19 protein-coding genes are annotated in these 22166 nt (G+C 41.0%); 5 read left to right on the top strand and 14 right to left on the bottom strand.

Going from position 1 to position 22166, the window contains the following annotated elements; all coding sequences use genetic code 11:
- Positions 1–14: 14 nt before the first annotated feature.
- Positions 15–680 carry a response regulator gene (locus B0185_RS06775; protein WP_005707200.1) on the bottom strand — a complete coding sequence of 222 codons (666 nt, stop codon included), beginning with the start codon at positions 678–680 and terminating at the stop codon, positions 15–17.
- 91 nt (positions 681–771) lie between these two features.
- A complete protein-coding gene (locus B0185_RS06770) occupies positions 772–1395 on the bottom strand; it encodes a PepSY domain-containing protein (protein ID WP_005707226.1) in 624 nt (207 codons plus the stop codon).
- Positions 1396–1643: 248 nt separating this feature from the next.
- Between B0185_RS06770 and rpiA the strand changes: the two genes are divergently transcribed.
- The 3 genes from rpiA (at position 1644) to B0185_RS06755 (ending at position 4431) form a co-directional block, all read left to right on the top strand.
- The gene (gene rpiA / locus B0185_RS06765) at positions 1644–2303 is read left to right on the top strand and encodes a ribose-5-phosphate isomerase RpiA (RefSeq protein WP_005707186.1); all 660 of its coding nucleotides are present in this window, start codon (positions 1644–1646) and stop codon (positions 2301–2303) included.
- Positions 2304–2387: 84 nt separating this feature from the next.
- On the top strand, positions 2388–3617 hold the full coding sequence (gene serA, locus B0185_RS06760) for a phosphoglycerate dehydrogenase (protein ID WP_005707257.1): 1230 nt from the start codon (positions 2388–2390) through the stop codon (positions 3615–3617).
- Between the two features lie 130 nt (positions 3618–3747).
- Positions 3748–4431 (top strand): DNA utilization protein GntX, encoded by a 684-nt coding sequence (locus B0185_RS06755; RefSeq protein ID WP_039863386.1) that lies wholly within the window; start codon positions 3748–3750, stop codon positions 4429–4431.
- A 3-nt stretch (positions 4432–4434) separates the two neighbouring features.
- On the opposite strand, the gene dnaG is transcribed toward B0185_RS06755, so the two are convergent.
- The 5 genes from dnaG to tsaA all read right to left on the bottom strand — a co-directional run bounded on the left by dnaG (position 4435) and on the right by tsaA (position 10517).
- Entirely contained in the window at positions 4435–6177 is a 1743-nt protein-coding gene (dnaG, locus tag B0185_RS06750) for a DNA primase (protein WP_005707191.1), read from the bottom strand.
- A 100-nt stretch (positions 6178–6277) separates the two neighbouring features.
- A complete protein-coding gene (gene rpsU / locus B0185_RS06745; protein WP_005598703.1) occupies positions 6278–6493 on the bottom strand; it encodes a 30S ribosomal protein S21 in 216 nt (71 codons plus the stop codon).
- A gap of 362 nt (positions 6494–6855) precedes the next feature.
- Positions 6856–8340, bottom strand: coding sequence for a ketol-acid reductoisomerase (ilvC, locus tag B0185_RS06740; protein WP_005707246.1), 1485 nt, complete (start codon positions 8338–8340; stop codon positions 6856–6858).
- A gap of 173 nt (positions 8341–8513) precedes the next feature.
- Positions 8514–9707, bottom strand: coding sequence for a ribosomal protein uL16 3-hydroxylase (locus tag B0185_RS06735; RefSeq protein ID WP_005707252.1), 1194 nt, complete (start codon positions 9705–9707; stop codon positions 8514–8516).
- Positions 9708–9776: 69 nt separating this feature from the next.
- Positions 9777–10517, bottom strand: a complete 741-nt coding sequence (gene tsaA / locus B0185_RS06730; RefSeq protein ID WP_005707239.1) for a tRNA (N6-threonylcarbamoyladenosine(37)-N6)-methyltransferase TrmO — start codon at positions 10515–10517, stop codon at positions 9777–9779.
- Between the two features lie 60 nt (positions 10518–10577).
- Here tsaA and B0185_RS06725 point away from each other — a divergent pair, with 60 nt between their 5' ends.
- Entirely contained in the window at positions 10578–11486 is a 909-nt protein-coding gene (locus tag B0185_RS06725) for a 1,4-dihydroxy-2-naphthoate polyprenyltransferase (RefSeq protein ID WP_005707215.1), read from the top strand.
- A gap of 73 nt (positions 11487–11559) precedes the next feature.
- Here the strand turns inward: B0185_RS06725 and B0185_RS06720 are convergent, their stop codons facing one another.
- From B0185_RS06720 to tyrS, 4 genes are all read right to left on the bottom strand, one after another.
- On the bottom strand, positions 11560–12420 hold the full coding sequence (locus tag B0185_RS06720) for an alpha/beta hydrolase (RefSeq protein ID WP_005707210.1): 861 nt from the start codon (positions 12418–12420) through the stop codon (positions 11560–11562).
- Positions 12421–12471: 51 nt separating this feature from the next.
- Positions 12472–14547 carry a TonB-dependent receptor domain-containing protein gene (locus B0185_RS06715; protein ID WP_005707192.1) on the bottom strand — a complete coding sequence of 692 codons (2076 nt, stop codon included), beginning with the start codon at positions 14545–14547 and terminating at the stop codon, positions 12472–12474.
- A gap of 70 nt (positions 14548–14617) precedes the next feature.
- Positions 14618–17698, bottom strand: a complete 3081-nt coding sequence (locus B0185_RS06710; RefSeq protein ID WP_005707234.1) for a TonB-dependent siderophore receptor — start codon at positions 17696–17698, stop codon at positions 14618–14620.
- Between the two features lie 216 nt (positions 17699–17914).
- Entirely contained in the window at positions 17915–19105 is a 1191-nt protein-coding gene (gene tyrS / locus B0185_RS06705; RefSeq protein WP_005707180.1) for a tyrosine--tRNA ligase, read from the bottom strand.
- Between the two features lie 357 nt (positions 19106–19462).
- On the opposite strand from tyrS, the gene cpdA reads away from it, so the two are divergent.
- A complete protein-coding gene (gene cpdA / locus B0185_RS06700; protein WP_005707189.1) occupies positions 19463–20302 on the top strand; it encodes a 3',5'-cyclic-AMP phosphodiesterase in 840 nt (279 codons plus the stop codon).
- Between the two features lie 14 nt (positions 20303–20316).
- Here cpdA and nudF read toward each other — a convergent pair whose 3' ends face one another.
- From nudF to B0185_RS06685, 3 genes are read right to left on the bottom strand one after another with little or no spacing between them, the layout of a single operon-like run.
- Complete coding sequence (gene nudF, locus B0185_RS06695; RefSeq protein ID WP_005707178.1) at positions 20317–20937, bottom strand: ADP-ribose diphosphatase; 621 nt, start codon at positions 20935–20937, stop codon at positions 20317–20319.
- Entirely contained in the window at positions 20930–21661 is a 732-nt protein-coding gene (locus tag B0185_RS06690) for a 4'-phosphopantetheinyl transferase family protein (RefSeq protein WP_005707218.1), read from the bottom strand. The genes nudF and B0185_RS06690 overlap by 8 nt, the downstream gene beginning before the upstream one ends.
- A 4-nt stretch (positions 21662–21665) precedes the next feature.
- The gene (locus tag B0185_RS06685; RefSeq protein ID WP_005707216.1) at positions 21666–22094 is read right to left on the bottom strand and encodes an EamA family transporter; all 429 of its coding nucleotides are present in this window, start codon (positions 22092–22094) and stop codon (positions 21666–21668) included.
- Positions 22095–22166 lie beyond the last annotated feature (72 nt).

Raw genomic sequence — 22166 nt, 5'->3', positions numbered from 1 at the left:
TATCCGAGGTATCACTAATTTTTAGAAACCAACCATCCCACGCCTCGCACATTTTTAATATGCTCTTTACCGATTTTCTTGCGTAAGGCGTGAATCAGAAAATCAATGGCGTTGCTCTCCACTTCATCGCCCCACGCGTAGATTTTATCTTCCAAGTCTGCACGAGAATGGATAATCCCTGGTCTTGTCATTAAAGCTTGCAGAATGGCAAATTCCTTGTTGCTGAGCTCAATTGGTGTCAGTTGATCAGCAAGAGTAACTTGGTAGTTCGTCGGATTGAGGGTGATTGTACCGTTACTTAACAATGGCGTGCTTTGTCCGCTTTGACGACGCAGGACAGCACGAATGCGGGCAAGTAATTCGGACAAATCAAAAGGCTTAATAATGTAGTCGTCTGCCCCGCCGTCTAAGCCTGCCAAGCGACTATCCAAATCATCACGTGCGGTGACAATCAACACAGGCGTATTGTTTTTTTCTTGTCGGAGATGTTTCAGTACTTGCAAACCATCTTGCCCTGGTAAACCCAAATCGAGCAACACCAAATCATATTGCTGGCTGTTTAACGCCTGTTCTGCCGTGTTGCCGTTGTTTACCCAATCCACCGCATAACGGGCGGTTTTCAAGCCATTCAAGACCGCTTTGGCAATCATTTTGTCGTCTTCGACCAATAAAATTCGCATAGTAAAAATGAAAGATTAAAAAATTGACGAGATTTTATCGAAAAATAGGCGGAAATACATCCGCCCGACATCGCACAATGCGAAGATAAGATTAGTTTTGACGGAAACCGCCTTCATTTTGATGATGTTCGTGACGTTCGCCTTTTTCAAAGCGATCGTGTTTATGATGCTTACCTTTATGTTTTTGTGGCATATCAATAATTTGCCCGCTATTTGCATCTACCGCCACTTTATAAACCACACCGTTGTTTATGGTTTCGATTTTGTAGAATGCCATACCGCGTTTATGCTCTAAGTCCGCTTCTGCCACTTTACCGCCCGTTTTTGTCACTGCGGTGTCCATTGCTTGAGCGAAGCTCACTTGTGGTGCAATATCTGCTGTTGGGCTAACTTTCACGGTTTTAGGGGCTTCGCTTTCCACGCCTAAAATATCACCGCTTGCTGCATCTACTGCCACTTTTTGTTTTTGACCGTTAGCAAACATTTCAACTTCAAAATGATCTTTACCAAAGTAGTGATGTTTAAAATCGATACCTTTTACTTTCGCATCGGCACCGATTTTTGCTTGTGCGGCAGATAATGCTTGCACTGCCGTGATTTTAGCTTTACCCAAAGCATCTTGATCTTTTGGAGACATTGCATTCGCATTGATTGCACCGAAAGTCATAACACCTGTTAATAATGTTGCTGCTAAAGTTTTTACTGATTTTTTCATAGTATTCTCCTTGTAGAGTTTTAAAAGTTTATTTTCATAGAGTTTAAAATCATTATGATCAAAAGCATCTCTGCTCTTGATAGTGTGTATTCTAGAGAGGAAAAATTAGCGGAAAATTAGCAAAACAAAATTTTTTATTTTTAGAAAAATTTTCAAATGACTTATGAAAAATTACCGCTTGATTTAGCTTGCTCTTTGGCACACAATGGAATCAATTTTTATCTTTAAAGCAATAATAGGGAAACGTAATGAACCAACAAGAAATGAAGAAAATTGCAGCGAAAGCAGCACTAAAATTTGTGACACCAGATACCATCGTTGGCGTGGGTAGCGGTTCAACTGTGAATTGCTTTATTGATGAATTAGCTTCAATGAAAGATGAAATTAAAGGTGCAGTAGCGGCATCGAAAGCTTCAGAAGATCGTTTGCGTGCGTTGGGGATTGAGGTGTTTAGTGCTAATGACGTTGTGGAATTAGATGTGTATATCGATGGTGCAGATGAAATTACCCCGCAAGGTGCAATGATCAAAGGCGGCGGGGCAGCATTAACCCGTGAAAAAATTGTGAGTTCTTTGGCGAAAAAATTTATTTGTATCGTGGATAGCTCAAAACAAGTCGATGTGCTTGGTTCAACTTTCCCATTGCCAGTGGAAGTGATTCCGATGGCTCGTTCTTATGTGGCTCGTCAATTAGTTGCACTTGGTGGTTCTCCTGAATGGCGTGAAGGCGTGGTAACGGATAACGGCAATGTGATTTTAGATGTGCATCACTTTAAAATTCTTGAACCGCTGAAAATGGAACACGCCATCAACAATATCGCAGGTGTGGTCACCAACGGTATTTTTGCACAACGTTTTGCGAACGTCACGATTGTTGGCACGCCTGAAGGGGCAAAAATTATTGAATAAGGTCAAGCGGTGTATTTTTGCAAACGTTTTGCAAAATCGCACCGCTTTTTGTTTTTCACTTTAAACACAACATAAGGAATAACTATGGCTAAAGTTTCTCTCGACAAATCAAAAATCAAATTCTTATTACTCGAAGGCGTGCACCAAAACGCACTGGATGTATTAAAAGCGGCAGGTTACACCAACATTGAGTATCATAAAAAAGCCCTAGATGGTGAAGAGCTTATCGAAGCAATTAAAGATGCTCACTTTGTGGGAATTCGCTCGCGTACACACTTAACCAAAGAGATTTTAGAGCACGCACAAAAATTAGTGGCGGTAGGCTGTTTCTGTATTGGTACTAACCAAGTAGATTTAGCGGAAGCGAAACGTCGTGGTATTCCTGTGTTTAATGCACCGTTCTCAAATACCCGCTCCGTGGCGGAATTAGTGTTGGCAGAAATTATTTTGTTAATGCGTCAAGTACCGAAAGCGAATATGGAAGTGCACCGTGGTGTGTGGAACAAATCAGCTGCGGGTGCAAATGAAGTGCGTGGTAAGAAATTGGGTATAATCGGTTATGGTCATATCGGCTCACAATTGAGCGTGATTGCCGAAGCGGTGGGGATGCAAGTTTACTTCTATGACATTGAAAATAAATTACCGCTTGGCAATGCTCAACAAGTTGCAAGTTTGGATGAATTACTTGCAAGTTGTGATGCGATTTCTTTACATGTGCCAGAGAATGCCTCGACTAAAAACTTAATGAGTGCAGAACGCATTGCCCAATTAAAAGAGGATGCGATTTTAATCAATGCCGCGCGCGGTACTGTCGTGGATTTAGATGCGTTAGCGGCTCGTTTAGAAGCAAACAGCTTACGCGGTGCAGCGATTGACGTATTCCCTGTTGAACCTGCGTCTATCAACGATCCGTTTGAATCGCCATTACGTAAATTTGACAACGTTATTTTAACCCCACACATTGGTGGTTCAACGGCGGAAGCTCAAGAAAACATCGGTACAGAAGTGGCAAATAAATTTGTGAAATACTCCGATAACGGCTCAACCTTATCGGCAGTAAACTTCCCAGAAGTATCACTTCCTGCCAACAATAATGCGAAACGTTTATTACACATCCACCAAAACAAACCAGGTATTTTAAACAAAATCAACCAAGTGTTTGTGGATCAAAACGTGAATATCGCAGGCCAATATTTACAAACAGATCCAGAAATTGGTTATGTGGTGATTGATGTTCAGCTTGAAGATAGCTCAGAAGCATTAAAACGCTTGAAAGAGATTGACGGCACAATTAAAGCACGCGTGCTTTATTAACATAAAATGTGAAAATGGTCAGGTTTTGCCTGACCATTTTTTATGTCTGCACTTTACTAAATTTACGGTTTTTAGAACTCACTCGAAAAATAATTTTTGCTAATTTGGTAAAGTAAATAGCGGAGGGTGTATGAATAGATTAAATTTCCGCTGTTTTCATTGCGATCAAAAATTAGCAATTGCAGATCATGGCTTTTGTAGCCGTTGCATTAAACTTTTGGCATATTCACCTTACTGCGGGCATTGTGGCAGTTTGTTGGCAGAAAATGCACTATCTTGCGGGGAATGCTTACGAAATGAGCCGAAATGGCAAAGAATAGTGCAAATTTCGGTATATAAAAAACCGCTTGCAGATTGGATTCATCGTTTTAAGTTTCATCAGCAATATTGGTTAGATCAGCCATTAGCACGATTGCTGTTGTTAGCGGTGAAACAGGCTCAACGGGAGCATGGTTTGGCACTCCCAGAAGTAATTTTGCCTGTTCCGCTTTTTTGGCAACGCCATTGGAAGCGAGGTTATAATCAATCTGAGTTAATCGCCCGGTATCTATCTCGATGGCTAGATATTCCGCTTGATACGCAAAGCCTTAGCCGTATTCGACATACTGCTTCACAGCGTGAACTTACCGCACAAGAACGACGTTTAAACCTGAAAAACGCTTTTCGGTTTAGACCGCAAGCGGGCAAATTTTATGAGCGAATTGCAATTGTGGATGATGTAGTGACCACAGGTTCAACGCTCAATGCGATTTGCAGGGAAATTAAACAAGCAGGCGTACAAGAGGTACAAGTTTGGACGTTAGCAAGGGCGTAAAATTTACTGTGAAAGTAATAAAACCAACTCTTGTTTTTCTTCCGTACTCAAACCTGAAGTTCGCTCTTTGGCGATCAACATCTCTACTCGTTTTTCGACCAATTTATCGTAGAGAAAACCGAGGGTTTCGATAAACTCTTTTTCTAGGTTTTCTGAGGCGACCATATGATCCCAACTCGCTAGCAATTCAAGCGTGCGGAATTGTTCGCTATCTCGCCAATGTTCTAGCAAAGCCCCCATTGAAATGCCGATATTAGCTTGGCAAACTTGGGCTAATTCACAGAATAAGGCAAAGCCAGGTTCGTTCAATTCGCTTAGCGGTGAGAGGTCTGGCACGTGTTTTGCCAACTCAGGATTTTGCAATAACAAAGCAATCAACAAGCGCATTGGGGTGCGTTTGATTTGGTTTGCTTGTGGTTTAGCGACATCTTTTTGCTGGCGATTTGGCAACATCGCTTCGAGCTGAGCGGGGTCTAAAATGCCTAATTTTTGCCCCAAGATATTGCGAAGGTAAACCCGCAACATTTCGCCTGGAATGCGATTAATGAGCGGAATGGCAAGCGAGGCAAGTTTAGATTTTCCTTCTGGGCTAGATAAATCAACTTGCATCAGTAAGCTATCAAACAGAAAATCGCTTAATGATTTGGAATGTTCCGCCAAATATTGTTCAAAACCCTCTTTGCCTTGGCTTCGTACGAAAGTATCGGGGTCTTCGCCATCTGGCAAAAAGATAAATTTGAGCTGACGACCATCATACAAATATGGTAAGGCATTCTCAAAGGCACGCCAAGCTGCATCACGCCCTGCACGGTCACCATCGTAGCAACAGACAATCTGCTCTGTTACACGGAACATCTGTTGGATTTGTTCACCTGTAGTTGCCGTGCCGAGTGAGGCAACCGCATTCAATACACCAAATTGAGCGAGTGCCACCACGTCCATATAGCCTTCCACCACAAACAAATATTTAGGATTTTCATTAGCTTGTAGAGCTTGGTATAAGCCGTAAAGTTCGTTACCTTTGTGGTAAGTGGCAGATTCGGGTGAGTTGAGGTATTTCGGGCGTTCATCACCCATTACACGCCCGCCAAAGGCAATCACGCGACCACGTTTATCCCTAATCGGGAACATCACTCGATTGCGAAACTTATCATAAATTCGACCGTTTTCATTTTCTGAAAGCATCCCTGTGTCGCGTAATTTTTGGGTTTCCTCAGGATTCACACCAAAGCGTTTGAGCACAGCATCATAGCTATTTGGTGCAAAGCCAAGTTCAAATTTAGCGATGATTTCGGACGATAAGCCACGACCTTGCAAGTAACTTTGGCTTGGAATATCGTGTTGTAAATTGTGTTGATAGAAGCGGGTAATTTCTTCAAGTAAACCGTAAAGATCGCGTTTCGTTTTATAACTAATAGGGCGAACGTTGCCCGATTGACGTACATTCTCTCGAGGGACTTCTAGCCCTTGCATTGCAGCAAGTTCTTCAATTGCTTCAGGAAATTCGAGCTTGTCATACTCCATCAAAAAGCTAATCACATTGCCGTGTGCCCCACAGCCGAAGCAGTGATAGAACTGTTTGGATTGGCTGACGGAAAAAGAAGGTGTTTTTTCGTGATGAAATGGGCAACAGGCTTGATAATCTCTCCCTGCTTTTTTGAGCTTAACGCGTTGGTTGATTAGATCGACAATATCAGTGCGAGCAATGAGATCATCAATAAACGAACGTGGAATAGTGCCTTTCATTGGTCCTCCATTGCTAAAAGAGTGGGATAAATAAACTAAAACCGTGATTCCTTGCGGTTTCACGGTTTTAGTAAAGATTCAGTGCTAAAAAGCAAATGAATTAGTATAAACGAGTGTTACGTGCGTTTTCACGAGCATTACGTTTAGCGTGACGTTTTGCTAAAGATGCTTTCTCACGTTTACGAATTGTTGTTGGTTTTTCGTAGAATTCACGAGCACGAACTTCTGCTAATAAACCTGCTTTTTCGCAAGAGCGTTTGAAACGACGTAATGCAACGTCAAATGATTCATTTTCACGAACTTTAATTACTGGCATATGCCATCACCTCAGAAAAATATGATTAAATTAAACCGCACACATTTTTGGCGGCATAGAACTAAAAAAGGTATCCAATTTTAACGCAGGTTAGCAAGGAAGTAAAGAGATGATTTAGGTTCTTTGTGGATTATCCGTTATACAAAATTTGCACTAAGTTAGTTCTCGTTAAACATTGATTTCATCAAGCGGTGCAAAAACATTCTACTTTTGCATTTTGATTTCGGGTAAAATGCGTTTAATTTTTCATTTAAGGAATTTTTATAATTTAATCAGAAATAATAAATTGCAATCATCCTAAACAAAACCACCGCTTGTTTCACAACAAGCGGTGGTTTTTCTAGGATATTTTACTGATTAGATTAACCCGCTACAGCAATACGTTTCATATCAGTCATATAACCGCGTAATTCTTCGCCGATTAATTCTACTGGGTGATTGCGAATTGCGTTGTTGATATCACGTAAGTAAACGTTGTCGATTTCAACGGTTGGTGTTGGTTCGCCTAAATCACCTTTTTGTAAAGTTGGAATTAATTGTTCTGCAAGAATTGGGGTTGCTACGTTTGCGAATAAGTAGTTACCGTATTCTGCAGTGTCTGAAATTACCACGTTCATTTCATATAAACGTTTACGTGCGATAGTGTTTGCAATTAACGGTAATTCATGTAATGACTCATAGTATGCAGACTCTTCGTAGATGCCGCTTGCTACCATTGCATCGAACGCCATTTCTACGCCCGCTTTCACCATTGCAACCATCACCACACCGTTATCGAAGTATTCTTGTTCAGAAATTTTGATACCGTCGGCTTTTGGTGCATTTTCAAAAGCGGTTTTGCCTGTTGCTTCACGCCATGCGAATAAATCTTTGTCGCCGTTCGCCCAGTCTGCCATCATTGTTGCAGAGAAGTGACCGCTGATAATGTCATCCATATGTTTTAAGTATAAGAAGTTTAATTGCTCTTTGATTTGCTCTGCTAATTCAAAGGCACGGATTTTCGCACTGTTTGATAAGCGATCCATCATCAGCGTGATGCCGCCTTGTTTTAACGCTTCAGTGATGGTTTCCCAACCGTATTGGATTAATTTGCCTGCGTATGCAGGGTCTTTACCGTCTGCCACTAATTTGTCGTAGCACACGATTGAACCTGCTTGTAACATACCGCAAAGAATAGTTTGCTCACCCATTAAGTCAGATTTTACTTCTGCCACGAATGAAGACTCTAACACGCCTGCACGATCACCACCAGTTGCTGATGCCCACGCTTTTGCAATCGCTAAGCCTTCGCCTTGAGGGTCGTTTTCAGGGTGAACTGCGATTAATGTTGGTACACCGAAACCACGTTTGTACTCTTCACGCACTTCTGTACCTGGACATTTTGGTGCTACCATCACCACAGTGATGTCTTTACGGATCTCTTCGCCCACTTCAACAATGTTAAAACCGTGTGAATAACCGAATGCTGCACCTTGTTTCATTAAAGGTACAACGTCAGCCACCACTTTAGAGTGTTGTTTGTCTGGGGTTAAGTTAATCACTAAATCTGCAGTTGGAATTAACTCTTCGTAAGTACCAACTTTAAAGCCGTTTTCGGTTGCACGTTGGAATGATGCACGTTTTTCTGCAATCGCTTCAGCACGTAATGCGTAAGAGATATCTAAGCCAGAATCACGCATATTTAAACCTTGGTTTAAACCTTGTGCACCGCAACCCACGATCACGATTTTTTTACCTTTTAATACTTCGCAACCGTCTGCGAATTCGCTGCGATCCATAAAACGGCAGCGACCCAATTGGTCTAATTTTTGACGTAAATTTAATGTGTTGAAATAGTTATGAGCCATGTTTGCATTCCTTCTTTGAAATGGGTTTGTTTAAGTTGGAAACAGTATAGTGCAATTCTTTTGTTGCGTAAATTGATATTATTGATATTTTATATTGCATTTTTTGCAATTGATTGATGAAAGAAAACCCCTCTTTAGCAAAGAGGGGTAGGGGAATTTAGCAGAATTGTAAGCTATTCCGCCTCGTTCAAAATCAACCAGCCCATATCGAGCCAGTCGCAAATCGTATCAAGCAACAACTCAAGTTCGGCTTGGTCTTTTACGCGAGACGCCAGTTTATTCCACGAAATTGAATCACCGTTGGCAATCCGAATTAACAAGTTAGTTTCCGCTTCGTTTAGCTCATCAATCCATTCGCCGTTTATATAAATACGTTGCGGATTTTCGGTATAGAGCATTTTCACATTTGCATCTTGTTGCAACCAGCCTCCCGCTTCGAGCACTTCTTGTACTTCATCTGGATAATTTTCACTCTCTTCGGTAAGTTGCTCGTAGCGTCTTGAACTTACCGCAGAAGCCACTGCGTGAGTAAAAATAGCATCAAATTGCTCAGAATCTTGCAATAAATTGATTAATTGACGTTTGAAGTTTGCCACCATTTTTGGATCTAACAACGCATTTGGTTGCTCATTTGGCGATAAACGGAACGGAATATTAAATTCAGAGGTTGGCAATAAATCGTGGTCTTTGTCCAAGGTTTCAGTGAATTTGCAGAGTAAATCCGCCGCATTTGGATAACGCAAGCCGAATGAGAAAGTCAGGCTATCAGTTTCTGACACACCATAATGTGCCATACGCGAAGGCACATAAAGCACGTCTCCCGGCTTCATCACTTCATCAATCACCAGATCGCCCATATCATCAAAAATACGAATTGGCTGGTTTGGTTTAAATTCAGTAGAAGGATCGCACCATTTACCTACTTGCCAACGGCGTTTGCCATAGCCTTGCACAAGGAATACATCATATTCATCATAATGTTTGCCTACAGTGCCGCCTGCTGGCGAGCAAGAAACCATAATATCATCGCGTTGCCATTGCGGAATATAGCCAAATGCTTGCCATAATTCGCCCAACTCTGGAGACCATTGCTCAAGATTTTGCACCATTACCGACCATTGTGCGGACAAGTTTTCCAAATCGCGTTCTTCAAACGGACTATTTTTCACCGACCATTGTTTATTTCGGCATTGAATTAGGCGAGCGGTAATCTCTTCTTCCAAAGCTAATTCCAAAATATCATTTGGTTCGAACAAATCGACAATTTGTGGTAAACCGTTGCGGATTAAAAGCGGTCGTTTTTGCCAATAATTTTGCAAAAAGTCTTGCGGTGTGATGTTTTCAGGTAAGCAGAATGGAATGTTCATAGGGCGTTCCTTCTTTTGAGAATAGTTGTTCTTATAATAGCCCTATTTAGGGCAAAATACACGGAAAAATTACGTAAACTTGGTGTTATCAAGTACGATCACTACCGCCTTTGTCAAATCTTGCTCATCAATCTTCCATCGTATGTTATAGCCCGCCAAATTCATGCCATAAATCCGATCCGATTTTTTCCCTTGTTGATAGGCAGGGCGAGGATCTTGAGCAATCACATCACGAATAAAATCAAGCGGTTGATTTATGCCAAATTTTGCAAAGTTTTTAGCTTTCTTGACCGCTTGTTCTGATTCAGGCAGAAATATAACGCTTAATTTTGCTTGCGGTTTTTCTTGGGCAAAGCCAGAAATGGCTTCAGGCTCGCTGTCGGCGTAGTGAATATAGGGCTTGATGTCGAAGATAGGCGTGCCATTCACTAAATCAACGCTGCCCAGATGTAACAACACTTCACCATCTTTGCATTCAACCCGTTCTAATTTTACTTTAGACAACCCAAGAGAATTAGGGCGATGCGTAGCACGAGACGCAAACACGCCCACACGTTCATTACCGCCTAAACGCGGTGGGCGAACGGTCGCGTGCCATTCACGCTTGGGAATCTGGTGAAATTGAAAAATCAGCCATAAATGGCTAAATTGCTCAATACCACGTACGGCATCGGGCATATTATAGGGCGGAAGTAGGCGTAAAATGCCCTTACCTTCTTGCACTAAGTTAGGCTGGCGAGGCACGGAAAATTTCTCATCATAAGGGCTTTCAACCACCGCCACAGGGCTTAAACTGATTGGATTACACATCATTTCTCTTTTTTGCTAAACTACGTTTTTCTTTTATCTATTCTAAACGAAACCACCAAAATGAACAAAAATTCCACCTTTGCCATCTGGTTTAGCACGGCTCGCCCGAAAACGTTACCACTTGCGTTGGCTTCTATTATTATCGGCTCAGCGCTTGCCTATTGGGCAGGCAAATTTGATTTAATCACCACCCTACTTGCCTTTATCACAACCATTTTATTGCAAGTGTTATCTAACTTTGCGAACGACTACGGCGACCACGTAAAAGGATCCGACACTGCTGAGCGAATTGGTCCACTGCGTGCGATTCAGCACGGTGCGATTACGGGCGAACAGCTTAAAATGGCGGTCATTGTGCTGAGTGTACTCTCCTTTATTTCGGGGGCAGCATTAAGTTTCTATGCGTATGAAGGAATTGAAGATCTGCTGGTATTTCTAGGCTTAGGCGTGATCTCCATTGTGGCAGCAATTACCTATACCGTCGGCAAGAAAGCCTATGGCTATTTAGGTTTAGGCGATTTATTCGTGCTGATTTTCTTCGGTTTTGTTGCGGTTATCGGTGTGTTCTATCTACAAGCTCACAGCTTGCCTGCGATGATTTTTATTCCAGCCTTTGGTTGTGGTTTACTTTCGGTTGCCGTGCTTAATATCAATAATCTCCGTGATATTAACCAAGACCGTAAAGCAGGGAAAAACACCCTTATCGTACGCATTGGCTCGAAAAACGGACGTATTTACCACGCTATTCTATTAGGACTATCGGTCGTTTCTTACCTGATTTTTGCAATATGCAATTTTGAGCATTGGTACAATTATCTGTTTTTACTTGCTGTGCCACTTTTGGTGAAACACGGTTTATTTGTATATCGCCATCAAAACCCTATCGAACTCCGCCCAATTTTAGGGCAGATGGCAGGCTTAGCGTTAATCACCAATTTACTGTTTAGTTTGGGAATTTTCTTAGGATAGAAATTCGCCATACAATAAGCAAGATTCCTCTGAATATAGGCTAAAACCTCAACATATAAGGTTCTAGCCTTTTTCATTTCTGGATGAGCTCTACACTATATTTTATTGCTTCAGGTATCGAGTTCCCATGATTTTTGTTTAAAATCCAAAGAAAGTGAGCATTATTGCCCTGTGATTTTAATTTTTCGCTCAACTGCTCTGCATTAAATGGGCGTATTTGTTGGCGTTGCTGAATGCGTTGTTTCTGTTCAGATGTTATTTGCGGATCTTTTTCTGGAAACTCTTCATACTCACCAAGAGTAATTAAAATATACTCAGGTTTATGTGCAATCCAATCACTCTTTTTAGGTAAAAACTCACCCTTTCCCCACCAAAGCGATGGGCTGGCAAGAGTGTAATACTGAAATAAATTAGGTTGATGGAATAGAATATAAAGCCCAAAAAGTCCGCCAAAAGAGTGCCCAAAGAAGTGCTGTTTTTTGTTATGAATACGATAATGTTGTTCAATATAAGGCTTTACTTCGGTTTGAATAAAACGTAGAAAATCGGCAGCACCGCCACCATTTTTGAAGGTTTCGTCTTGAACCGGGAAAGTGTAATCTCGGCGACGTTCATTAATCGAATAAGCATTATCGGAAACATAGCCGATGCCCACAATCAGCGGAAGCGGTAAATCAGGATTTACCGCATTTACCGCCAATGGAAAATGTGCATTGCCATCAAGCAGGTAAAGCACTGGTAAAGGCTTAGATTGCTGCTTCGGCTCGGCAATAAATAAGCGATAAGCCTTATTTTCAAAGTGCATATCTTGTTGGTGGATATGATAATAAGCGGTCATTTTAGAGCTAAGTTTTGCAATGGTAAAATCAGGCTCGGCATAGCTTTTTGCTATTAATAACAAGCCCAACCAAAAGTAAAGAAAATATCGCGACATAAAATGCTCAGCAACATTTAAAAAGCCTAAATGTTGCTAATTCCCAACTGATTAAAAGGTAACATTAAGGTTAGTCCATAAACGGCGTCCATCTTCTACTGTCCAGCTGCCTCCATTGGTGTTCACACGCTCTCCAATGTGATTGCCGATATTTAACACTGCCATAGTAAGAGCAACATTCGGGTTAAATTGGTAAGTTGCACCTAAATCAACAGTAGTGTAAGCCTTGCGGGTACGGAATGGATTTTTGTTATCGCCATTACGTGGATTTGCCCAAATTTGTTTGCCTTTATATGCCACACGAGTATAGGCTGTGAACGCATCACTCATGTCCCAATTTAGCTTCGCACTAGCAGAATGTTTTGGTGTGTTATCCAACGGTAAACCGCGCAAACTAACTTTAGAGGCAGAGACATCTTCATCAGATTGGCGTTTAGAGTGTTGGTAAGTATAGCTTAAATCCGCATTCCAATGTTCGTTGAAAGGAATATGAGCAGCAATTTCCGCCCCTTTCACATTCGCACGTCCTACATTGGCATATTCATACAATTTAGCCCCTGTTACAGGATCAGCCTTACCAGTGTAGTGGCTAGTTAATTTATTTCTGAAATCAGTATTAAACAAGGTAATGCTTGAACTATAGCCGTTATTATTGCTGTAAGCAAAAGCAACCTCTTGGTTTACACTCGTTTCAGGTTTGAGATTTTTATTCCCATAAATGACACCTGCACCGGCTTCGGTAGAGGTTACATAGCTTTCGCTGATTTCACGAATGCTTGGTTCTTTAAAGGCTTTAGCTACCCCAGCTTTAAAGGTAAAGTTATCATTGAAGTGGTAGATCGCATAAGCTCTAGGCGTCCAATGTGTGCCATATTTTTCGTGATTTTCAAAGCGAGAGCCGAGAGTAAGCAACAGATGTTCACCAATATCAATGCGATCTTCTAAGAAGAATGCCGATTGCTTGATGCTATTTTTGCTGTTTTCAAACATCACTTTTGATGCCTTTTTGCCATTTGGTAATGTTCTAGTTTGCACTTTTGTCACAGAATCATCTTGTAATTTTGCTTGTTGTACTTGTCCACCAAAGACGAAGAAATGGTTAGAAAGTGGCAACATAAATTTCGCATCAAATACATTGTTTTTGATTTCTGGCTTACGGCTGTTCATCACATCATTCACCATCACCTCACGTTTAGCCACTTCTTGCGAGAAGCTAAGTTCTGAGGTCATAAAATCCCAATCTGCTTGGTGAGTGAAAGACCAATGGTTGCGGGTTGCACGGGTAGTGCTTGGGCTATTTTTTGTTACTGAAGCCCCACGTGTTGTGGTTAAATCAATGGTTTTTCCTGGGGTTTCATCTTTAGATAGGCGATGACGACCTGCTTCAAAGATAAAGGTTTGTTTATCCACAGGGGTAAAGGTTAATTTGGCGTTAAGGTTGCCATCTTTGTTTTTGTTTGATGCTCCAATCAGGCGATCTTCTTGACGATAGTTACCGCCACCATAAACTTGCAACCCTAATACATTGCTAATTAGCGGACCTGAAACAAAGAAATCGCCGTGATAGCCATCACCAAATTCAGATTTATCGTGAACGGTAAAACCGCTAGAAAATGAGCCAGTCCATTCTTTTGTCGTATTTTTAGTAATGATATTGACGACACCACCCATTGCATCAGAACCATAAAGCGAAGACATTGGTCCACGCACTACCTCAATACGTTCAATTGCACTCACAGGCGGAATGAATGCTCCTTCAAATCCACCATTACCATTTGGACGAGATTCTCGCGTATTTTGGCGGTGTCCATCCACCATAATTAAAGTGTAATCGGCAGGTAGACCACGAATAGAAATGTCTGATTTATTCGCATTACTGCCACTTACATTTACCCCTGGAATATCTTGGAGTGCATTTTCTAAACGATTGGCAGGGCGTTTTTTTAGCTGTGCTTGGCTGATTACACTAATGCTTGCAGGTGCATCACGCAATTCTTGCACGGTACCTGAAGCTGTTACCACGATAGGAGCTAATTCGGTTTGTTGTTCTTCCGCCATCGCATTCGTTGCGAATGCTGCGATCATTGCGAGGCTTAAAGGGGAAAGTTTCATTTTTATGGATTTCATACATTATCCTTAATCAATTTGGTAAAAGTTTGAGGAAAACCGACCGCTTGCAAGCGGTCCGTTATACGGATTAAAACGCCCAATCGAATTTCATCATCACCGTACGAGGACGACCGTAGAAGTTATTCATACCACGAGTACGGTTGTAGTTATTTTCGAAATAGATTTTATCGGTAAGGTTCACGCCAATGAGGCTTAACTTCGCATGTTTAGTGAAGTCATATTGGATATTTGCATCCCACAAGGCATAGCCTGCTTGGCTAATATCATATAGGCTTGTTGTGCCAGTCTGTGCCGATACGCCACCACCAATTGTCCATTTGGTGTTAGGAATGTGATATGACGTTGCTAAACGGAACATTTGCACTGGTGTGAAATTACTGAAGTTATAAGGGCTTGCTTTGGTATTTTTGCCGATACGCTCTGCGTTAATTTCCTCTGCATTTTTGTATTTACTTTTGTTGTAAGTATAGCCAAAGAAGAGTTGCCAGTTTTCAGTCACATTGCCTGCTAACTCAATTTCTACCCCTTTACTTACTACACGTCCAATTGGTTTCGCAATGGTTTGGAAAGAACCTTGTCTACCCGTGGAATCAGGCACAAAGCCAAAATCGACAACCGTTCTATTTTTTTGCTCTAATGTGAACAGCGCAACAGAGCTGTTGAGGCGGTTATCAAAGAACCCGCCTTTCCAACCGACTTCATAGTTTGTCCCCATCAGTGGTGGTAAGGTGGTTTTTGAGGTAACGTCTACATTATCTTGTTGTTTAAAGATCTTCGTGTAGCTTGCGTAAATGCTTTGGCTGTCGGTTAAGTCATAAGTAATACCAAAATATGGCGTGAATTTATGACCACTCATTTTGGCGGTGTAATGCTCATTATCCGCTTTCACATTTTCCGCCGTTTGGAAATTGGTAATTGGCTCGCCATAACGCACAGGCATTTCTTTACGTTGTGAAGTATTAAAATGCACAAAACTTACCCCAGTGAGGAAATGCAATTTTTCGGTTGCATTAAATCGGTTACTCATCGTAACGGTATGGGTTTTATTTTTATTGAAGTATTTTGCGTAATTATATTGAGCAAGAATATGATCATCAGGGATTTTCACTTCTTTATAGACTGGTGTAGTACCGTTAAAACCTGTAAAAATAGGGTTGCCCTTTTCATCAACTTCCTGAATTTTATTGCCGTTAGCATCTAATTCATACACAGGGACAAGCACAGGCGCTTTCTTACCAAAATCATCCACTCTATAAACGGGCTTACCGTCTTTATCTAACAGTGGCTGATATTTTGTTTTTCTCGCATTTTTACAATCTGGCTCGTAAACGCGTACATTGCCTTTGTCGGTGTATTTATCCCAATCTGGCTCCGCAATCCCTTTTTCTGTTGGTAAGCGGTTGCTACCAAGTGGGTGAACCTCGCATTGTCCATCAAACTGAGCGTGAGTAGCTCCCGTACTTGGTCGAACACGATATTTTTTCTGGAAAATTTCAAGATAGGTAGATTGGATATCTTCGTTGTTATAAGCATAGCCTACATAGAAGTCGTGATCGCGCTCAAAGAGTGAATAACTACCATTTAAACTCAATTTAATGCCATATTGCGTATCTTTTTTCTTATATCGCATTGGCATATAGTTAAATCTTCTGTTTGTTATTCCACGATTATTGTAGGCTGAATCATAAAAACGATTCGGGAAGCGTTCATTTGCATTGTCGCTAATACCTTGTTCTGCAAGTGCTTTATTAACGAAATCTTGTTTATATTCATCATCACTTAACAGAGGGTAATTACTATCACAGAAGAAATCCCAAGTACCTTCATCAATACATTGTTGGCGTAATACTGCACGCTCATTAATACGCTTGTTTTTATATTGTTCAAACGTTTGTTGATCAAAACGATTTTTCAAATAATCAGCTTTTTGCGTTTCAAACTCTGCTTTTGTTTCTTTACGATAGCCTGCTAATTTTTCTAATGCCTTATCTTTTGGCTCAAAAGGAATGACCTCGCCTTTTTCAGTTAAGAATCCTGTTGCATCTTCACTTGACATCCCTGCAGCGTGTTCATCTTTAATAAAATACTGTCCTACTTTCGCATCGGTATTGTTTTGGGTATAAGATAATTCAAGGGTAAGCGTCCAGTCGTTATCAAGGAAGAGTTTAGTTTCAGAGAATAAATTATGTTTATCTCCTTTTAAGCGCGACCAACTTTCTCCCAAATAAGTGCTACGAGGGAATTTCAGCGGTGATTGGCAGGCAGGACGAGAAGAAAAAGCGTACACTTCAGGATCTTTGCATGGCAAAATTACCCCAGCAAAATCGGGTACTTCATTCACTTTTTGATACATTCCACCAATCGTAAACAAACCATTATCACGAATATTGGTTTCTAATACGCCGTAAACCATCTGTTTACGTCCCTTCACGTTATCTTTAAAAGAACGGGCTTTTTCATCAACGCGCACTAAACGTCCGCGAACCGTTTTTTCTTTATTCATTGCCCCTGAAACATCAAGCATAGTTCGCACGCTGCCACGTTCATCGACCGTTAATTCACCCAAATGTTGGAATTTTTCTGTTGGGCGTTTGCGAATCAGATTAATTGTACCACCAGGTTCAGAGTTGGATTGTGTTAACCCTGTTGCACCGCGTACGACTTCAATATGATCATATACCGCTAAATCTGTGCTTGGCGAAGTATCAATTTTTGCAGTGTAGCCTGAACGTCCTGCGATATTGGTTGTAATGCCATCTTCTCCTATTTGATCGACATAAAAACCACGAGAAAGAAAACGAGTTTGTAAGCCTGAATCACGCACTACATTCACGCCTGTTGTATTTTTCATTGCTTCTTCAAGCGTGTGGATTGCACGATCATCAAGCTGTTTTCTTGTGACTACACTGACCGATTGCGGTGTATCTTTACCAGAAATACGCAATCCCGTTGCAGTATTCATAGATTTGATGGTGTAGCCTTTATTCCCAGCAGTTGAATTGACAGGACTTTCTGCGACAACATTGACTTGATCAAGCACCTCATCAGCCAAAGCAGGAAAGGGAAAGGAAATTAAGGCAAGAGAAATGAGACTTAATGTAAATTTTGGATAGCTACTACATTCACTATCAGTTGTTTTACTCGGCATACATTGAGCCTCCAATTTTGATATGCTGAAGTATAAAGAAAACTAAAATATCTGAGTGGAAAAGTAGGAAATATAAGAACGTTGCAAATGATAATAACTCTTATATTCAATGTAAAGCATTTTTATTTGCTGCAAATAAAAAAGATTCGTCTGTGCATAACACAAAACCGAATCTTTTTATTGAATAAATCTAATTTTTATAAGTAATAGACTAACTTACTTCACCGTCACACGGGCAAATTTGCGTTTACCCACTTGGTAAACAAAGGTGCCTTTTTGTGCGTTTTGGCGAACATCATCGACTTTCTCGCCATCAATTTTTACGCCACCTTGTTGAGCAGAGCGGATGGCTTCAGAGGTTGATGGCACTAAGCCCGCTTCTTTTAATAAGGTTGCTAAACCAATTTCGCCTTCAAAGGTAAATTCAGGCATTTCATCTGGCATCGCTCCTTTTTGGAAGCGGTTGATAAACTCCTGTTCTGCAGCGTTTGCCGCATCTTCATTGTGGAAGCGTGCGATGATCTCTTTTGCAAGTAGAATCTTCACATCACGCGGGTTTTTGCCTGCTTCGACTTCAGCTTTTAACTGTGCGATTTCTACAAGCGGTCGGAAAGAGAGTAAATTATACCAATCCCACATTAACTCGTCAGAGATTGACATAATTTTGCCAAACATCTCGCTTGGGGCTTCGGTAACGCCGATGTAGTTGCCAAGTGATTTCGACATTTTTTTCTCACCATCTAAACCTACTAAAAGCGGTAAAGTCATTGCCACCTGTGGTTTTTGCCCTGCAGATTTCTGTAATTCACGACCGATCAACAAGTTGAAAGTTTGGTCTGTACCGCCGAGTTCCACATCGGCTTCTAATGCTACTGAGTCGTGACCTTGCAATAATGGGTAAATGAACTCGTGGATCGCGATAGATTGTTGGTTTGCAAAGCGTTTTTTGAAGTCATCACGCTCAAGCATACGTGCCACTGTGTAGTTTGACGCTAAACGAATCATACCCACCGTGCCGAGTTCGCCCAACCATTCTGAGTTAAATACGATTCGCGTTTTTTGCGGATCTAAAATTTTGAAAATCTGCTCTTTATAGGTTTCTGCGTTGCGTAATACATCTTCACGAGAAAGTGGTGGGCGCGTGGCATTTTTACCTGATGGGTCACCCACTGTTGCGGTAAAGTCACCAATTAAGAAAATCACTTCGTGTCCAAAATTTTGGAATTGACGTAGTTTATTTAACACCACCGTGTGACCTAAATGGATATCGGGTGCTGTTGGGTCTGCTCCTAGTTTTACACGTAATGGACGGTTTTCTTTAAGTTTTTCGATTAAATCGGCTTCGGAGTAAATATCTTCTACACCACGCTTAAGCTCGGCAAGAATCGTTTCGATTGATTGGCTCATAATGTTCCTTAAAATAGGCTGAAAAATGGTTCTATTATAACGGCTTTGAAAAAAAAATGAAAAAAAACGCCGTATTTTGTGGGGGAATACGGCGCAAAGAGTTGGAGTGATTACCTATTATTATTTGGAATTTTTATAAATAATAATGATTATCATCAAAGTAGTCAAGTGATTTCTAAATAAAAATAATTCTCAATTGATTAATAGGATAAAAAACGAACAAACTTTTACTTTCGAAGGCAGTTCACATTGCAAAATGAAAAAAAAATCCAACATACTTCTCATTTTTGAAAATTGGTTGCTGATCTTCGTTGCATAAATCAGTAAAGTATCGCCATCAATTTAGGGAATTATAAAATGAATACTTTTTATCCACTTGAGCCAAAGACATCGGTTATAAAATTACTCCAAATAACCGACCCACATCTTTTCTCAGATACGACAAAAGATCTACTCGGCGTGAATACTCACGCAAGTTTTCAAGCTGTATTAGATGAAATCCAAGCGGAAATACAAACACAAGCAGTTGATTTTGACGCCATTTTAGCAACGGGCGATTTAATCCAAGATCACCAATCTGAGGGTTATTTACATTTTGCTGAGATGATTCGACCGCTTGCAAAGCCAGTATTTTGGTTGGAAGGCAATCACGATCAGCAACCACAAATGAGCTTGTTGTTAGGCAAGTTTGATTATATTCGCCCTGAAAAACAGATTTTTGCGGGCAAGCATTGGCAGATTTTGATGCTCAATAGTCAAGTCGCTTCTGCTCCGAGTGGTTTTTTATCTAAAGGACAATTAGCGTGGCTAAACCAAAAGTTGAGCGAAAATCCTGAACGCTTCACGTTGGTGGTATTGCATCACAACATTTTATTCACCCATTCAGCGTGGTTAGATCAACACAGCCTTAAAAATAGCGATACATTGGCAGAAATTTTAGCACTTTACCCGAATGTAAAAGCGATTTTACACGGGCATATTCATCAAGAAGTAGACGCGATTTGGAATGGTATCCGCATTCTTTCCACGCCTTCCACTTGTATTCAATTTAAGCCAAATTGCGATGATTTTACCCTAGATAATCTCCCACAAGGTTGGCGAGAGCTTTCCTTGTTTGAGGATGGACGCATTGAAACGGAAGTCAAGCGGTTAAAAACGCAAGCATTTTTACCGAATTTTGATTCGCAAGGTTATTAACCGCCTTAGGCTTTTTATTGATATCTCTTATAATTCAGTTCTAACCACTGCAAGCCAATGACCGCAATCACGTTATCGATTTTTCCCTCAACAACCCATTGGTAGGCTTGGGTTCTAGGAACTATGTGTACTAAAATATCTTCGTTTTCTTCTTCTAAACCGTGGATTGAACCGTTGCCGACTTGGGTACTGTCGATTAAACCGAGGAAAAGATGCAAACGTTCGAATTGTCCACCTGGGCTGTCCCAAACGCTTAAGGCGTGTTCGACCTCTTTGACTTCAATCCCCGCTTCTTCAAAGGCTTCGCGTTTGGCAACTTCAGCTGGGTTCTCTTCGCCTTTATCCACCATTCCTGCCACTAATTCGAGCAACCACGGGGTTTGGTCTGAATGTTTTTGATATGCACCAATGCGAACTTGCTCAACCAACACCACATTATCCAATTTGGGATCGTAAGCAATTAATGCTGCTGCTTCGCCTTTAACAAGTAATTCACGCACTACTTCGCCACTGAATTTGCCCGAAAAAAGTTTATGGCGAAAATAGATTTTCTTCAGCTCAAAATGTCCTTTATAGACTGTCTCTTCCTTAATAATTTCGAGGTCTTTTTGACCAAATTGTAAGATATTACTCATACGATATTCCTTCATTGACTGAATAAACAAGCGGTTGAAATGTGCAGTTTTTTTGCAAACTGCCATTTTTCCATTCCCATAAATCTAGTTGGCATTTGTTGTGAACTCCAAAGAAATAGGCAAGAAAAAACGGGAATTGATGATAAAAATGCAAAACACCTTGCGGGCAATGCTGGCTTTTTATCGTTTTCTCATTGGGGCGGTGGGTCACTTCCGACAGCTTAATAATCCCCACGCCTTGCGATTTTAGCACTGCTTCTCGCAAACACCAGCTTAAATAAAAGCGTTCGGCTAAATTCGTCAAAATCTGCGGTTTTTCAAGCAACTGTTCTGTTTCAACAGCATCGGCATAGTGGCGGATAAGCGGTTCAAAACGGCGAATTTTTTGCGGATGCTCTAAATCAATACCGACTACAGGGCTTCGCTCCCCACTTGCCGCTTTCGCAAAAATAATGGCGACATAATCGCCCGAATGTGTGATGTTAAAATCAATTTCTTGCTGTGCGAAATAAGGGCGACCATTTTTTGCTCGCTGAATCTGTTCGGCTAAATTCGGATTAAAACCGTGCTTTTCGAGCAACGTTTTCAGCAAAAATTTTGCCATTCGTCGGCTTTTCCAACGCTTTAGCTGGCGTTCGGTTAAATGTTTAGGAGGTGAAAATGGCTCGGCAATAGATTCATTATTGTGGGCGAACACCACATCAATATTGCAAATCTTTCCCATAATTCTACCGCTTGAAAGCAAGTGTTAAAACACCTGCCACTACTAAGCCGATGCCTAGCCACTCTTGTTGGCTTGGGCGTTCGCCTAAAAACAGAAAAGCAAAAACAGCAACCAGCGCAAGGCTCAATTTATCAATCGGGGCGACTTGTGAGGTGTTGCCCATTTGTAAGGCTTTGAAATAAGCCAACCAAGATGCCCCTGTTGCTAAGCCAGAGAGGATTAAAAATAGCCAGTTTTTACCGCTAAGCGAGCTAAGTGGCTGCCATTTGCGGGTGTAGGTTAAAAAAAGAATAAGAGCAAGAATGATAACGATGGTGCGAATAAAAGTTGCAAAATCGGAATTGACACCTTGCAAACCTATTTTGGCAAAAATTGCGGTGAGTGAGGCAAAAACTGCCGAGGCGAGTGCCCAATAAAGCCAGTGATTTGACATAAATAAATTTCTTTTAATCTGATATTTTCGATAGACGATATTTTATCAAAATTATGGATAAAATAACTTTTC

The sequence above is a fragment of the Haemophilus parahaemolyticus genome, from assembly GCF_002015035.1.
Classification (GTDB): domain Bacteria; phylum Pseudomonadota; class Gammaproteobacteria; order Enterobacterales; family Pasteurellaceae; genus Haemophilus_A; species Haemophilus_A parahaemolyticus.
Note: the sequence above shows the minus strand (reverse complement) of the source record. Positions and strands in the feature narration are given on the sequence as shown.